Genomic DNA, 14,713 nt, shown 5'->3' with positions numbered 1-14,713 from the left:
GTACCCCAGCGTCGAGGCCCGAACCTCGACGTTCCGTGCGGGGGGAGCCCGAACTCCCTCCGATCCCGACACGGTCACCACACGCACCTCGCGAGAGGTCGTTCACCGGTCGGCGGCCCCTGAGGGGGCCGCCGTCCGCGGCACGCCTCATCGAGGCTGTCGGCCACCGGTGCGCCTACCCGAACCCCGATCGAGGACCCGCCACCCATGCGCCTTGGCACAGCTCTGTCGACCGACTTCCAGATCGCCCTGAACTGGCAGTCCGTCGTCGACGTCTTCACCACCGTCCAGCCCTACTTCCCCATCGCCATCGCCGGCACGATCGTCTGGCTGCTCTGGCTCTACCGGGTCATCCTGTCGGCCCGCGCGAAGCCGATCGAGAGCGACTTCCGCTCGACGACCTCGCTCGTCGTGCCGTCGTACCACGAGGACCCCGACATCCTGATGCGCTGCCTCCAGACGTGGCGCGAGCAGGGGCCGGACGAGATCATCATCGTCCTCGACCTGATCGACACCGAGGCGTACGACCGCATCATCGCCCTCGGCGACCCTCGCGTGACCCCGGTGCTCTTCCACCACGTCGGCAAGCGCTCGGCGCTCGGCGCCGGCATCCGCCGGGCCCAGGGCGAGATCCTCTTCCTCACCGACTCCGACACGTCGTGGACGCCGGGCCTGCTCGAGAACGCGCAGAAGCCGTTCGCCGACCCGCTCGTGGGCGGCGTCAGCACGCAGCAGAACGTGTACCAGCGCCGCACGAGCGTGTGGAGGCGCGTGGCCGACTGGCTGGTCAACCTGCGGTACTACAACTACGTGCCCGCCATGGGCGCCGCCGGCGCCGTCGCGATCATCTCGGGCCGCACCGCCGTCTACCGCCGCTCCGCCGTGATGCCCGTGCTCGAGAACCTCGAGAACGAGTTCTTCCTCGGCCGCCGCTGCATCTCGGGCGACGACGGGCGCCTCACCTGGCTCGTCCTCGCCAGCGGCTACAAGACCGTCCACCAGTCGTCGGCCAAGGCCCTGTCGATGTTCCCCGACACGTTCAGCGCCTTCGTCAAGCAGCGCGTCCGCTGGAGCCGCAACTCCTACCGCACCTACTTCACCGCGATCGCCAAGGGCTGGCTCTGGAAGGTGCCCTTCGTCACCAAGGTGACGGTCATGCAGATCATCCTGACGCCCGTCACCATGGGCCTCACCGTCGGCTACCTCGCCTTCAGCCGCATCGACGGCACGGCGCTCGGCATCGGCGCGACGCTCGCCTGGGTGCTGCTCAGCCGCGGCGTGCGGGGGTTCTCGCACCTGAAGCGCAACCCCGGTGACATCTTCATCCTCCCCGTCGTCGCCTTCGTGGTCATCTTCATCTCGCTGCCCATCAAGGTCTTCGCTCTGATCACGATGAACAAGCAGGGCTGGCTGACCCGCCACGCCGACCGCATCGGCGGCGACGGCCAGACCGCGTCGTCGCTCGTCAGCGAGGCGGCCTACGCCGCCGGCCCGGCCGACGAGGGAGTCCCGGCCGACGAGGCCGTCACCCCGGCCGGCCGCCACGGCGCGCTGCCGCCCGCCCCGGTCTCGCCGCCGGTCGGCGTGCCCGTCGCGGCGTCGACCGCGGACGTCCAGCCGGCCACGGCGCAGCCCGTCCCCGCGCAGCCCGTCCCCGCCCAGCCCGTCGCCGCCCAGACCGCTCCCGTCGCCCAGGAGGTGACCGCATGACCGCCCTCCGCCGCCGCACCGTGCTGAGCTGCGCCTCCGCCGTCCTCGTCACCGCCGTCGTGGCGGGCGGCATCGCCCTCACCGGGGCGGGCACCGCCTCCGCCGCGTCGCCCGAGCCGAGCTCGTCGAGCTCGTCCGAGCCGACCTCCGAGCGCCTCGACGCCAGCGGCGTCGCGTCGTACGAGGGCGACCCGGAGGCGGAGGCGCAGGTCTCCGCCACCGAGGACCGCCGCCTCATCGAGGTGCGGGCCATCGCGAACGCCGCCGACTGGAGCGGCGTCGCGCACTACAAGCCGTACCGCCTCGCCACCGGCAACCTCTACACGCTGGTGCTCGTCGCCCGTGACGCGCCGTACACGCTCAGCGACCTGGAGGAGCTGGCGCCCCGCACCTTCCGCCGCGAGCCCGACGGCAGCTGGCTGCTCAGCGAGAACATCGTCGTCGAGGACGGTGCCACGCTCGACCTCAGCGACAAGGACGGCCTGACGCTGCACCTGCAGTCGAACTCGGAGGCGTTCACGTCGATCGTCACCCTCGGCGGCTCCCTCGTCGTGGCCGGCACGTACGACGAGCCGACGCGCATCAGCAGCTGGGACCCGGACGCCGGGGCGGTCGACACCGACACCTCCGACGGCCGCGCCTACATCCGCGTCGTCGGCGGGCGCGCCGAGCTGAGCAAAGCGTTCTTCACCGACCTCGGCTTCTGGAGCGGCATGACGGGCGGCGTCTCGATGACGGGCACCGACATCCCCGACAAGGGCACCGACACCCTGGCCCGCAAGGGCACCAACGCCAGCGCGAGCGACGAGGCGGCCGCCGCGGCCGCCGCGGAGGAGGACGCCAGCACGGAGGTCTTCGGCACCGAGCTGCTGCCGACCGACGAGGCCAGCGTGCTCGACATGGACCCCGACCTCAGCGGCTACAGCTACGTCTCGGCCATGGTCCGCGACGTCACCTTCGACGGCAACGCCTTCGGGCTGTTCGTCACCAGCGCCGACGGCGTCGTGGTCCGCGACAGCGCCATCAAGGACAGCCTCGTCGACGGCATGGTCTTCCACCGCAACGTGTCGAACAGCGAGGTCGAGAACACGACCTCGACCGGGAACGCGCTCGACGGGTTCGACGTGAACCGCGCCTCCTCGGGCATCGTGCTCGAACGCCTCACGGCGACCGGCAACGGCCACAACGGCATCACCATGAACGGCCGCGCCCTCGCCGAGGGCCCGAGCGCGACGGGCATGCCCACCGGCGTCTACGGCAACAACTCGCTGTCGAACAGCAAGTCGAGCGACAACGCCCGCTACGGCGTCGAGGTCATCGGGGGCACCGACATCGAGGTCGACGGCAACACGCTGACGGGCAACGAGGTCGGCATCGTCGTGGGCCAGGGCGCCGAGAAGGTCGCCCTGACCGACAACACCATCGAGGAGTCGGCGCTGCAGGGCATCGCGCTCCGCGACGCGGGCACCGGCGGCACGATCAAGGGCAACACGATCTCCGGCGGCGACATCGGCATCTACCTCCGCGACGCCGGCGCGACCATCTCGCGCAACACCGTCGAGGACGTCGGCAACCACGCCATCACCCTCATCGGCGACACCGGACGGTCTAGCATCAGCGACAACGTCGTGTCGGGCCGCGGCCCGAGCGCCATCGACACCGCCCGCACCGAGGGCGCCGTCCGTGCCGACAACGACGACAGCGACTGGCGCAGCACCAAGCCGCTCAGCGTGATCCTGCGGTCGATCTTCCAGCCGCTGACCATCATGTGGCTGAGCCTCGGCCTCATCCTGCTCGTCACGGCCATCACCAGCGTCGGCCGCAACCGTCGCGGCTTCGTCCACCCCTACGCGAACCTCGCCCCGCTGTCGACCTTCACCCGCGGGGAGGCCTCGCGCGACGAGGTCGGCCCGCCCTCCACCCCTCGAGGAAGCACCGCATGATCGACCTGTTCCGCAAGCACCCCGCCCTGACCGCGACCGGCCTCGTGCTGGCCGGCGTGATCGTGGGAGGAGTCGCGGTGACGGCGATCGGCGTCGGTCGTGACGACGAGGGAGGCGCGTCACGGGCTCCGTCCGCCGGCGCCACCTCGGCGCCCCTCGAGGAGGCGTCGCCCACCCCGAGCGCCACCCGCGCCCCGGCCGCTCCGGCCACGGCGAGCGACGTCTGCCAGGACGCGACCGTCTCGGTCGCCTCGGCGGACGAGCTCACCTCGGCGCTGACCGACGCCGCCCCCGGCGACGTGATCCAGCTGGAGCCGGGCACCTACGTCGGCAACTTCGTCGCGTCGGAGTCGGGCACGGCCGACCAGCCGATCGCGCTCTGCGGCTCGGCCGACGCCGTGCTCGACGGCGACGACGTCGAGAAGGGCTACGTGATGCACCTCGACGGCGCCGAGTACTGGCACCTCGAGGGGTTCACGATCACGAACGGCCAGAAGGGCCTGATGGCCGACGGCACCGTGGGCAGCACGATCACCGGCCTCACCGTGAACCACATCGGCGACGAGGCCGTCCACCTCCGCGACGGCAGCACCGACAACGTCGTGTCGTCGAACACCATCAGCGACACCGGCAACCGCAAGGAGAAGTTCGGCGAGGGCATCTACATCGGCTCCTCGAAGAACAACTGGGGCGAGATCACCGGCGGCGACCCCGACACCTCCGACCGCAACGTCATCGAGGGCAACACCATCTCCGACACGACGGCCGAGAACATCGACATCAAGGAGGGGACCACGGGCGGCGTCGTCCGCGGCAACAGCTTCGACGGCGCCTCGCTGACCGAGGGCGACTCCTGGGTCGACGTCAAGGGCAACGGCTGGACCATCGAGGGCAACACCGGCACCGCGTCGTCGATGGACGGCTTCCAGACCCACGAGCTCCTCGAGGGCTGGGGCACCGACAACGTCTTCAGCGGCAACACGGCCGCGGTCGACGGGCCCGGCTTCGGCTTCTCGCTCACCCCCGAGCTCGGCAACCGCGTGATGTGCGACAACACCGTCTCCGGCGCCGGCGAGGGCGACTGGAACGTGGAGTGCGCGCGCTGACCCTGCCCGCGCCTCCGGGGCCCCGGCCCCTCCCCGCCCCCACGGGCCACCGACCGCACCACCCGATCACCCGCACCGCCTGACCACCCGCACCGCCCGCACCACCAGATCACCCGCCACGCCCGATCACCTGCACCACGGATCACCGTGCTCCACCCGCACCGCACCCGCGGTGCACCCCCGCTGCGCCCGAAACGCAGCACCGCGCCCCGCCGGGCGCCCTGAACGCCCGGCGACGGCGTCCTCCTGTGACCCTGCCGGGCACCTGAACCGCTCGGCACCGTCCGCTCACCCACACCCGCCTGGAGGCACCCCTTGTCCGACCCGACCACCCGCTCCGCCCCGCTGCCCATCGTCGAGAAGCCCCGCCTGACCGTCGTCGGCACCGGCTACCTCGGCGCCACCCACGCCATCTGCATGGCCGTCCTCGGCTACGAGGTCATGGGCGTCGACGTCGACGTCGCCAAGGTCGAGGCCCTCGCCGCCGGAACCGTGCCGTTCTACGAGCCCGGCCTGCCCGAGAAGCTCCGCGAGGCGCTCGACAGCGGCCGCCTCACCTTCACGACCGACTTCGACGCCGCCGCCGAGTTCGGCGACGTGCACTTCATCTGCGTCGGCACCCCGCAGACCCCGGGCTCGATGGCCGCCGACATGCGCTACGTCGACTCGGCCTTCGGCGAGCTCGCCAAGCGCATCACCCGCAAGGCGCTCCTCGTCGGCAAGTCGACGGTGCCGATCGGCACCGCGAGCCGCCTCACCGAGCTCGTGCAGTCGCTCTCGCCGCTCGGCGCCGAGCTCGAGCTCGCCTGGAACCCCGAGTTCCTCCGCGAGGGCTTCGCCGTGCAGGACACCATGCACCCCGACCGCCTCGTCTTCGGCGTGCAGTCGGAGTGGGCCGAGCGCCAGCTCTCCGCGGCCTTCGCGCCCGTGCTCGAGGAGGGCACGCCCCTGGTCGTCGCCGACCTCGCGACCTCCGAGCTCGTCAAGGTCGCCGCGAACTCGTTCCTCGCCACGAAGATCTCGTTCATCAACGCGATGGCCGAGGTCTGCGAGACCACGGGCGCCGACGTCAACCTGCTCGCGCAGTCGCTCTCGTACGACTCCCGCATCGGCGGCCGCTTCCTCAAGCCGGGCCTCGGCTTCGGCGGCGGCTGCCTGCCGAAGGACATCCGCGCCTTCGCGCACCGCGCCGACGAGCTCGGCGTGGGCCAGGCGGTCTCCTTCCTCAAGGAGGTCGACAGCATCAACAACCGTCGCCGCGTGCGCACGGTCGACCTCATCCGCGAGATGGTCGGCGGCGACCTCGCCGGCAAGCGCATCGCCTGCCTCGGCGCCGCGTTCAAGCCCAACTCGGACGACGTCCGCGACGCCCCCGCGCTCGACGTGGCGCGCATGCTCTACCTCGAGGGGGCGACCGTCACGGTCTACGACCCCGAGGCGAACGAGAACGCGCACCGCCTCTACCCGGACCTCACCTACGCGTCGAGCATGATGGCCTGCGTCGTCGACGCCGACGCCGTCGCCCTGCTCACCGAGTGGCAGGTCTTCCGCGACGCCGACCCCGATGACCTGGCGCAGCTCGTGCGCCACCGACGCGTCGTCGACGGGCGCCACGCCCTCGACGCCGACGACTACCGTGCGAAGGGCTGGGAGTTCCGGGCGCTGGGTCGCCCGGCGCAGTCCCGCACGGTCGCCCTCGCCTCCGACCTGCGGGACGAGGTGACGGTCTGACGGCCCTTCGGGGGGTTCGTCAGCAGCGCCCCGCAGGGCGCTGACAGGCCCGGAGGGGGTCGGGCCTCGGGTGGCCCGGCCCCCTCCGGTGCACCCGGGGCCCACTCGGGGTCGCCCGGTCGCGTTCGCTGGGAGCGCTCCTCGGCCGGGGGTCGTAGCGTGACGGCGTCCCCGTCATCGTCTGGAGGAGCCCCGTGACCGACACCGCACCCTCGACCCCCCGCACCGCCCTCGTCCTCGGCGGCGGCGGCATCACCGGCATCGCGTGGGAGGTCGGCGTGCTCGCCCGCCTGCTCGAGGCCGGCGTGCCCCTCGCCGACGCCGACCTCGTCGTCGGCACGTCCGCCGGCTCGGTCGTCGGCACGACGCTCCGCCTGGGCGGCGTCGCCGACGCCTACCGCGAGCAGCTGCTGCCGGCCGGCGCGACCCCCGAGGCCGCCCTCGACGGCGGCGACTTCCTGGACCGCGTCGGCCAGGCCGTGGCCGGCGCCGCCAGCCCCGAGGAGGCGCGGGCCCGCCTGGGCGCGCTCGCCCGGCAGGTGCCCGTCACCGGCGACGAGCCCGAGCTGGTGACGACCATGCGCGAGCGGCTCGGTGCCGACACCCCGTGGCCCGCGGGCGACCTGGCGGTCTGCACCGTCGACGCGACCGACGGCGAGTTCCGGGTGCTGACCCGCGACTCCGGCGTCCCCCTGCACGTGGCCGTCGCGGCCAGCTGCTCGGTGCCGCTCGTCTGGCCGACCGTCGAGGTCGACGGCCGGCCGACGATGGACGGCGGCGTGCGCTCCGGCACCAACGCCGACGTCGCCGACGCCGCCGAACGCGTTCTCGTGCTGTCGTGCGGGCCCGAGCTGGCGCAGTCGCCGCTCGGGCCGACCCTGCCGGGCGTCGTGGCGGCGCGTCAGGCGGCCGGTCGCGAGGTCATGGTGATCCAGGCCGACGACGCGGCGCTCGCGGCGTTCGGCGCGAACTCCCTCTCGGGCGCGACCCGCGGCCCCGCGGCTGAGGCCGGGCGGCGCCAGGCGGACGAGGTGCTCGATGCCGTGCGGGAGTTCTGGCGGGGCTGAGCCCGACGCTCCACCGGGAGGGGGACGCCCGTCCTCCTCCCGGGCGACGAGGGGCGGCCCGCGTCTTCCTAGGCTGAGGTGATGCCGCTGCCCCGCCTTCGTCGTGCTCGCCGCGCCCTCGCCGGGGTCGTCGGCCTGGCCCTCGTCGCAGCCTCGCTGAGCGCCTGCTCGCTGCTGCTCGTGCCGCCGCCGGAGGGCTCGGAGGAGTCACTCGCGGCCCTCGCCGACCGTCTCCGAGCAGTGGACGGCGTCGCCGGCGTCGAGACCGACCTCTCGCAGGTCGACGCCAGGGACGACCCCCACCACTGGATCGCCCGGGTCGCCGTGACGGCCGACGGGCCGGACATCGACCTCGCCGACGACCTCGACGGCGCCGCGTTCGGCGGCGTGACGCGGGCGGCGCTCGTGCTCGACCTGCACCTGCCCGCGGGCGAGGGCACCTCGGCCGCCACCTTCGACGTCCTGGACGCCGCCTCCGTCACCCTCGCTGACGAGCTCCGACGCGTGCCGGAGGTCGAGTCGGTCGTCGTCGACCGGTCCTCCGCCCAGGTCACGGTCGCCGCCTCCGCGAGCCTCCGCGCCACGGTCGACGCGGTGCGGCCGCTGGTGGACGGGCTGCGCACCAGCCTGACCCGCGGTTCCGCGTACCTGGGGGTGGGGCGGACGAGCCCGGGGCCGGCTCTGCTCGACCGGCTCGACGCCCAGCTGGCGGCGGGTCGTCTCACGTCGCTGAGCCTCTCCGTCGCCGACCCCGTGGCCGGGCCCGTCGGCCCGACGCTCAGGGTCGAGACCCGTGAGGTCGTGTCGATCGCCGAGGAGCTCGCCGCGACCACCGACGAGGAGGCCGACGCCGGCACCCGCGACCGCACCGGCTTCACCGTCTCCCCGCCGGGCGTGGCCGACGTCGACCGCGACGTGGACGGCTGGCTGGGCCTCCCGCTCGGGTCGCCTCCGCCGCCCTCCGTCCCGCGGATCACGCCCGACGCCCCTCCGGCGCCGCTGACCGAGGCCGAGCTGCAGGCCGTCGACCTGACGGAGGAGGAGGCGGCGGTGCGGGCGTTCCTGGACGCCTCGGTCGCGCTCACCGGCGTTGAGGCGGTCGTCGCCGTCGACGGCCGCGAGCAGTGCGAGGGCTCGCTGCGGGTCCGCGTGCGGGGCTGGGTCGTCGCGCCGGTGTTCCTCCACGTCGACGACGCCCAGGTTCCCTTCGACGCCGTCACGGCGAGCTGGACCGACCAGGGCCTGCGCCCAGTCGACCGGGCGCTCGGCCTCGACATCTGGGCGACGCAGGGGAGCGGGGCGTCGGGCGTCGCCGGCGCGACCATCCGCGGGACGGCGGAGGGTCTCAGCCTGTCGGCCACCTCGGCCTGCGGGTCCTGAGGGGCCGGTCGGCCTGGGCATCCGCCGCGGGTCCTTGCCGCGGCGCCCGCGCCTCCGTCAGGATCGGGGGGTGGAAACGTTCATCATCGCGCTCATCGTCCTGGGGGCCGCCGTCGTCACCCTGGGCATCCTCGTCCTGCTGCTCGGCTCGGCCGTGACCGCCGTCGTCGACAAGCGCCGCGCCGCCGCGGCCCCGACCCGTCGCCCGCCCGGGGGAGTCGCCTCGCGCTGACGGCCGTCTCGCGTCCCGCGTGTCGCCTCTCGCTGAGCGGGCGAGTTCGACGCGGCCGGGCGTGCACGACGGCCCGTCGGTGTCGAACACGCCCGCCGGACGGCCGGGGCACCGGCCCGCCGTGCGGCTCGGGCACCCACGGCCGCGCAGGCAGCGTCAGGCGGCGACGAACTCCTCGATGCCCGCGAGCAGCCGGTCGACGTCGCTGTCGTCCGTGTAGGCCGCGAGCCCGATCCGCAGCCCGGTGGTCTCGTCGTCGAGGCCCATCGCGCGCCAGGCCTCGATCGCGTAGAAGTGGCCCGACGGCGCCAGCACGTCGCGCGTCGCGAGGTGCGCCGACAGCTCGCGCATGCGGCGCCCGGCGATCGTGACGTACAGGGTCGGCGTGCGCCGCGCCGCCCGCGAGTGCAGCGTCAGGCCGGGGACGGCGAGGAGGCGCGCCTCCAGCCGGGCGCGCAGCTCGCCCTCGTGCTCGTGGCAGGCCCGCATCGACGCCACGATCGCCTCGCGGCGGGTCGTCGCGTCGCCCGGGGCGATCCCGGCGAGGAAGTCGACGGCGGCCGTGGCCCCGGCCAGCTGCTCGTAGGGCAGGGTGCCGAACTCGAACCGCTCGGGCACCACGTCGGTCGACGCCAGGAGCTTCGCGGGCCGGAGGCCCTCCAGCAGCTCGGGGTCGGCGCCGAGCACGCCGCAGTGCGGGCCGTAGAACTTGTAGGGCGAGCAGACGACGAAGTCCGCGCCGAGGGCCTCGCGGTCGACGACCTCGTGCGCCGCGAAGTGCACGGCGTCGACCCAGACGAGCGCGCCCGCGGCGTGCGCGCGGTCGGCGATCGCCCGGACGGCGGGCTGCGTGCCGAGCAGGTTGGAGGCGGCGGTCAGGGCCACGACGCGGGTGCGGTCGGTGATGGCGACGGCGGCCGAGGCGTGGTCGAGCTCGCCGGTGGCGGGGTCGAACTCGATCCAGCGGACGGTCGCGCCGACGGCCTCGGCGGCCTGCACCCAGGGGCGCACGTTCGAGTCGTGGTCGAGCCGGCAGACGACGACCTCGTCGCCCGGGCCCCAGCTGGCCGACAGGTGGCGTGAGAAATCGTAGGTGAGCTGCGTCGCGCTCCGGCCGTGGACGACGCCGCGGGCCGGCACGCCGAGCAGGTCGCCGTAGGCGGCACGGAAGGCCTGGACCGTGGCCTCGCTGTTGCGCTCGCCGAGGGTGCTCGTGCCGCGGATCGACGTGGGACCGGTCATGGCGCGGGCGATGGCCTCGCCGACGTCGAGCGGCGTCTGGGTGCCCCCCGGGCCGTCGAAGTGGGCGATGCCCGAGCCGAGCGAGGGGAAGGCGGAGCGGAGGGCGGCGACGTCGAGGGGCATGCCCCCTGCTTACCAGGTGCGGCGGCGGTCGCCGCGCACGCGCACGGGAGGCGCGGTGCCGGCATGACCGGCACCGCGCCTCCCGCAGACCTGCGGCCCCGCACCGCGGGGCCCGGGCTCAGCTCGCGCTGACGGCCTGCTCGCGCTTCGGCAGCACCCAGCCGGGTCGCACGAAGTGGCAGGTGTAGCCGTTGGGGAGCTTCTCGAGGTAGTCCTGGTGCTCCTCCTCGGCCTCCCAGAAGTCGCCGGCGGCGGTCACCTCGGTGACGACCTTGCCGGGCCACAGGCCCGACGCGTCGACGTCGGCGATGGTGTCGAGGGCGGTCTCGCGCTGCTCGTCGGAGGTGTAGAAGATCGCCGAGCGGTACGAGTCGCCGATGTCGTTGCCCTGGCGGTCCTTCGTCGACGGGTCGTGGATCTGGAAGAAGAACTCGAGCACCTCGCGGTACGAGGTCACGCCCGGGTCGAACACGATCTCGACGGCCTCGGCGTGGCCGCCGTGGTTGCGGTACGTGGCGTTCGCGACGTGTCCGCCGGAGTAGCCGACGCGGGTCGAGACGATGCCCGGTCGGCGACGGAGCAGCTGCTGCGCGCCCCAGAAGCAGCCGCCCGCGAGGATCGCGGTCTCGGTCGTTCCGCTGGGGGCGGGGGTGGACTCAGGGGAGAAGAGCGTCATGTACGAACCGTATCCTTCGGTCTCGAGTGCGGTGAGGGGGACGAAGCGGAGGGCCGCCGAGTTGATGCAGTAGCGGAGGCCGCCCGTCGCGGTGGGGCCGTCGGGGAAGACGTGGCCGAGGTGGCTGCCGGCGCCCGCCGAGCTGACCTCGGTGCGGCGCGCGAAGAACATGCCCTCGCGGCGCTCGACGACGTTCTCGGCGTCGATCGGCCGGGTGAAGCTCGGCCAGCCGGTGCGGCTGTCGAACTTGTCGACGGAGGCGAAGAGCGGCTGGCCGCTGACCACGTCGACGTAGATGCCCGCCTCGTGGGAGTCCCAGAACTCGTTGCGGAACGCGGGCTCCGTGCCGCCGCCCTGGGTGACGCGGCGCTGCTCGGGCGTCAGGCGGGCGAGGGCGTCGGGGGTGGGTGCGTGGTCGTGGTCGTCGGTGGTCATGGTGCCTCCAGTTCGGAGCGGGGACGCACCCGGAGTGGTGCGCACGGCTCCGGGGGGTGCAACGCCCCGGCCCGGTCCAGTGTTCCGACGCAGGCTGCGAGACTGGTGGGCATGAGCCTCATCCGCCTGAACGACGTCACCGTGCGCTACGAGCAGCGGCCGGTGCTGCGCGAGGCCTTCTTCCGCCTCGAGCCCGGCGACCGCGTCGGCCTGATCGGGCGCAACGGCTCGGGCAAGTCGACCCTGCTGAAGCTCGCCCTCGACCAGGTGCAGCCCGACGAGGGCACGGTCACCGTCGACGACGGCCTGCGGCTCGGCTACTTCTCGCAGTTCAGCGAGCTCGACGGCACCGCCACCGTCACCGAGGTGCTCGAGGGGCTCTTCGACGACGTCCGCGCCATGGAGGCCGAGCTCGCCGAGATCGACGCCGCGATCGCGGTGGTCGCCGTCGACCCCGACCAGGGCGACGAGCTCACGCGCCTGATCGAGCGGCAGTCCGAGCTCTTCGCCGAGATGGACCGGCTCGACGGCTGGGAGTACCGCCGTCACGTCGACACCGCCCTCACCGTGCTCGGCTTCGACGCGGCGCACCGCACCAGCCCGATCGACGCGCTGAGCGGCGGCTGGCGCAACCGCGCGGCCCTCGCGAAGATCGTCCTCGAGGCGCCCGACGTGCTGCTGCTCGACGAGCCGACGAACTTCCTCGACGTGGCCGGCGTCGAGTGGCTCGAGCAGTGGTTCCGCGACTTCCGCGGCGCCGCGATCGTCGTCTCGCACGACCGGCAGTTCCTCGACGCGGTCGTCACCCGCATCGTCGAGGTCGAGAACTTCCACCTGCACGAGTACCCGGGCGCCTTCGCCGAGTACGTCGTGCAGAAGCAGTTCCGGCTGAAGACCCTCGAGCAGCAGTTCGCGCACGAGAACGAGCTGCTCGCCTTCGAGGCCGAGGGCATCAGCGACCGTCGCGAGGCCGTCAAGGCCGCGAAGGCGCAGAAGCAGGGAGGCGCGGGCGGCCTCACGAAGGACCTCGCCAAGATCAAGAAGCAGCGCACCCCGCGGCCCGTCGACCAGATCATCACCGAGATCTACGGCGGGCTGCACGTGAAGGACGTGCTCTGCCGCGTCGAGGGGCTCGGCAAGGCGTACGGCGAGAAGACGCTCTTCGACGACCTCGGCTTCGAGGTGCGCAGGGGCAACCGCATCGTCGTCGTGGGCTCGAACGGCAGCGGCAAGAGCACGCTGCTGCGGGTGCTCGAGGGCACCGAGGCGGCCGACCGCGGCCGGGTCGACTGGGCCGGCGGCGCGAAGGTCGTCTCGTACAACCAGGTGCTCGCCGAGCTCGACGACGCCGACACGGTGACGCACTCGGTCAACGCGATGCCCGACAGCCTGGCCCTGAAGGCCACCCGGAAGTCGGTCGCGCGCTTCCTGGCCATGTTCCAGTTCTCCGAGGCGGACCTCCAGCAGCGCATCGGCGCGCTCTCCGGCGGTCAGCGCGCCCGCGTGGCGATGGCGCAGTGCCTGCTCTCCGGCGCCTCCGTGCTGCTGCTCGACGAGCCGACGAACCACCTCGACATGGCCAGCACCCAGGTGATGGAGCGGGCCCTCGTGCACTTCCCCGGGGCGGTCGTCGTCGTCAGCCACGACCGGTTCTTCAGCGAGAAGGTCGCGAACCGGCGCATCGAGTTCGGCGCCGAGGGGGCCGAGCCCGGCGAGCTGCTGGTCGGCGCCGCGTAGGCCGACCGGGCACCTCGACCGCCGCGGGCGTGCGTCGCCACGGCCGACGGCCGGGCCCAGTCGTCAGTCGCGGTCGTGCCAGCGCAGCAGCAGCGGCGCGGCGATCGTCGCCGGGCACGGCACCGTGCGCGACTCCCCGCTCGTCACCGTGAGCGTGATGCCCCAGAGCGGCCCCTCGCGGTCGACCCCGATGTCGGCGATGTCGCCGTTCTCGACGCGGTGCTCCTCCGGAGGCGCGGTGCTGTCGGCCGCGCGGGTGCGGTACAGGAAGTAGTCCTCGTAGAGGCAGACCTCGTGCCACTGGCCACGCACGACCCACCTGCTGCAGAACCTCACCGGGACAGGCTACCGGGGCCGTCGAGGTGACCCGTCCGGGGCCCACGTCGACGGCGAGGCCCCGGGACGCGTCGCCTCGATGACCGGACGGCGGCGGCGGCGGCGGCGGCAGCGCGCCGCGCCGCGGGTCAGTCCGCGAAGATCGCGCCGACCGGCTCGCGCTTCTCGGCCTGGAAGGCGTCCTCGACGCGACCGAGCGCCCAGTAGGCGCTGATCGACAGCGACGCCCGATCGAGGCCCCAGCGGTCGTGGAGCACGACCCGCGCCTCCTTCACGGCCCCGCGCTCGCCGTGGGCGAAGACGGTGACCGGGCCGACCGGCGGCTCGAGGGCCCCGAGGGCGGCGAGGAGCGCGCTGCCGGGTGCGCCCTCGCCGCGGTGCAGCCAGCGCAGCTCGAGCCCGGCGGGCGGGGTCAGGGCGACCTCGTCGTCGGGGCCCGCGACCTCGACGAGCGCGAGGCCCCGGGCGTCGGGGCCCATCGCCTCGAGGGCCGACGCGACGGCGGGCACGGCGGAGTCGTCGGCGAGCAGCAGGTTCGGCACCGCGGGGTCGGAGGAGGGCGACCAGCCGCCGCCCGGGCTCGACATCTGCAGCCGGTCGCCGGGCCGGGCCGCGAGGGCCCACGGGCCGGCCACGCCCTCGTCGCCGTGCACGACGAAGTCGACGGCGATCGTGCGGGCGTCGTGGTCGACCGAGCGCACCGTGTACGTGCGGCGCACGGGCAGGTCGTCGGGGGCGAGCTCGTCGCGCAGCCGCTCGAGGTCGAACGGCGGCTGCAGCCCGAGCCCGGGGCGGGCGAGCAGCAGCTTGACGTAGCGGTCGCTCTCGGCGAGCTGCGCGGCGCCGGCCTCGACGAAGCCGTCGAAGGCGTCGCCGCCGAGGTGCACGCGCACGAGGTGCGGCGTCAGGCGCTCGGTGCGCTCGACGACGAAGACGTGCTGCGCGCGCACCGGGCGCGGGGAGCGGGCGGGGGAGGCGTCGGTCGGGCTCACGGG

12 protein-coding genes are annotated in these 14,713 nt (G+C 73.6%); 8 read left to right on the top strand and 4 right to left on the bottom strand.

Going from position 1 to position 14,713, the window contains the following annotated elements:
- Window positions 1–207: 207 nt before the first annotated feature.
- From IFT72_RS08410 to IFT72_RS08380, 7 genes are all read left to right on the top strand, one after another.
- Window positions 208–1,710 carry a glycosyltransferase gene (locus tag IFT72_RS08410; protein WP_197981316.1) on the top strand — a complete coding sequence of 501 codons (1,503 nt, stop codon included), beginning with the start codon at window positions 208–210 and terminating at the stop codon, window positions 1,708–1,710.
- Window positions 1,707–3,653: a right-handed parallel beta-helix repeat-containing protein gene (locus IFT72_RS08405; RefSeq protein ID WP_192046129.1), complete on the top strand. Its 1,947-nt coding sequence runs from the start codon at window positions 1,707–1,709 to the stop codon at window positions 3,651–3,653. The genes IFT72_RS08410 and IFT72_RS08405 overlap by 4 nt, the downstream gene beginning before the upstream one ends.
- Window positions 3,650–4,759, top strand: a complete 1,110-nt coding sequence (locus IFT72_RS08400) for a nitrous oxide reductase family maturation protein NosD (protein ID WP_192046128.1) — start codon at window positions 3,650–3,652, stop codon at window positions 4,757–4,759. Before IFT72_RS08405 ends, IFT72_RS08400 begins: the two co-directional genes overlap by 4 nt.
- 315 nt (window positions 4,760–5,074) lie before the next feature.
- Window positions 5,075–6,490, top strand: coding sequence for a UDP-glucose/GDP-mannose dehydrogenase family protein (locus IFT72_RS08395; protein WP_244634314.1), 1,416 nt, complete (start codon window positions 5,075–5,077; stop codon window positions 6,488–6,490).
- 194 nt (window positions 6,491–6,684) lie between these two features.
- Window positions 6,685–7,557: a patatin-like phospholipase family protein gene (locus IFT72_RS08390; RefSeq protein WP_192046127.1), complete on the top strand. Its 873-nt coding sequence runs from the start codon at window positions 6,685–6,687 to the stop codon at window positions 7,555–7,557.
- A gap of 81 nt (window positions 7,558–7,638) precedes the next feature.
- Window positions 7,639–8,937: a hypothetical protein gene (locus IFT72_RS08385; RefSeq protein ID WP_192046126.1), complete on the top strand. Its 1,299-nt coding sequence runs from the start codon at window positions 7,639–7,641 to the stop codon at window positions 8,935–8,937.
- Window positions 8,938–9,007: 70 nt separating this feature from the next.
- Entirely contained in the window at window positions 9,008–9,169 is a 162-nt protein-coding gene (locus IFT72_RS08380; protein WP_156370064.1) for a hypothetical protein, read from the top strand.
- 156 nt (window positions 9,170–9,325) lie between these two features.
- On the opposite strand, the gene IFT72_RS08375 is transcribed toward IFT72_RS08380, so the two are convergent.
- Together IFT72_RS08375 and IFT72_RS08370 are read right to left on the bottom strand one after the other, a co-directional pair.
- A complete protein-coding gene (locus IFT72_RS08375; RefSeq protein WP_192046125.1) occupies window positions 9,326–10,534 on the bottom strand; it encodes a cysteine desulfurase-like protein in 1,209 nt (402 codons plus the stop codon).
- A gap of 118 nt (window positions 10,535–10,652) precedes the next feature.
- Window positions 10,653–11,645 carry a bifunctional methionine sulfoxide reductase B/A protein gene (locus tag IFT72_RS08370; RefSeq protein WP_185233372.1) on the bottom strand — a complete coding sequence of 331 codons (993 nt, stop codon included), beginning with the start codon at window positions 11,643–11,645 and terminating at the stop codon, window positions 10,653–10,655.
- Window positions 11,646–11,756: 111 nt separating this feature from the next.
- Here IFT72_RS08370 and IFT72_RS08365 point away from each other — a divergent pair, with 111 nt between their 5' ends.
- Window positions 11,757–13,382: an ABC-F family ATP-binding cassette domain-containing protein gene (locus IFT72_RS08365; RefSeq protein ID WP_167259811.1), complete on the top strand. Its 1,626-nt coding sequence runs from the start codon at window positions 11,757–11,759 to the stop codon at window positions 13,380–13,382.
- Window positions 13,383–13,445: 63 nt separating this feature from the next.
- Here the strand turns inward: IFT72_RS08365 and IFT72_RS08360 are convergent, their stop codons facing one another.
- Window positions 13,446–13,718 carry a hypothetical protein gene (locus IFT72_RS08360; RefSeq protein ID WP_192046124.1) on the bottom strand — a complete coding sequence of 91 codons (273 nt, stop codon included), beginning with the start codon at window positions 13,716–13,718 and terminating at the stop codon, window positions 13,446–13,448.
- Window positions 13,719–13,846: 128 nt separating this feature from the next.
- Window positions 13,847–14,710, bottom strand: coding sequence for a siderophore-interacting protein (locus tag IFT72_RS08355; protein ID WP_192046123.1), 864 nt, complete (start codon window positions 14,708–14,710; stop codon window positions 13,847–13,849).
- Between the last annotated feature and the right edge of the window lie 3 nt (window positions 14,711–14,713).

The sequence above is a fragment of the Frigoribacterium sp. CFBP 8754 genome, from assembly GCF_014841815.1.
In the GTDB taxonomy this organism is placed as follows: Bacteria; Actinomycetota; Actinomycetes; order Actinomycetales; family Microbacteriaceae; genus Frigoribacterium; species Frigoribacterium endophyticum.
Note: the sequence above shows the minus strand (reverse complement) of the source record. Positions and strands in the feature narration are given on the sequence as shown.

What these genes read in the sequence shown, in the direction of transcription:
- IFT72_RS08365 (WP_167259811.1), top strand. Translation starts at nt 11,757, where the DNA reads ATGAGCCTCATCCGCCTGAACGACGTCACCGTGCGCTACGAGCAGCGG.
- IFT72_RS08385 (WP_192046126.1), top strand. Translation starts at nt 7,639, where the DNA reads ATGCCGCTGCCCCGCCTTCGTCGTGCTCGCCGCGCCCTCGCCGGGGTC.
- IFT72_RS08400 (WP_192046128.1), top strand. Translation starts at nt 3,650, where the DNA reads ATGATCGACCTGTTCCGCAAGCACCCCGCCCTGACCGCGACCGGCCTC.
- IFT72_RS08405 (WP_192046129.1), top strand. Translation starts at nt 1,707, where the DNA reads ATGACCGCCCTCCGCCGCCGCACCGTGCTGAGCTGCGCCTCCGCCGTC.
- IFT72_RS08410 (WP_197981316.1), top strand. Translation starts at nt 208, where the DNA reads ATGCGCCTTGGCACAGCTCTGTCGACCGACTTCCAGATCGCCCTGAAC.
- IFT72_RS08370 (WP_185233372.1), bottom strand. Translation starts at nt 11,645, where the DNA reads ATGACCACCGACGACCACGACCACGCACCCACCCCCGACGCCCTCGCC.
- IFT72_RS08375 (WP_192046125.1), bottom strand. Translation starts at nt 10,534, where the DNA reads ATGCCCCTCGACGTCGCCGCCCTCCGCTCCGCCTTCCCCTCGCTCGGC.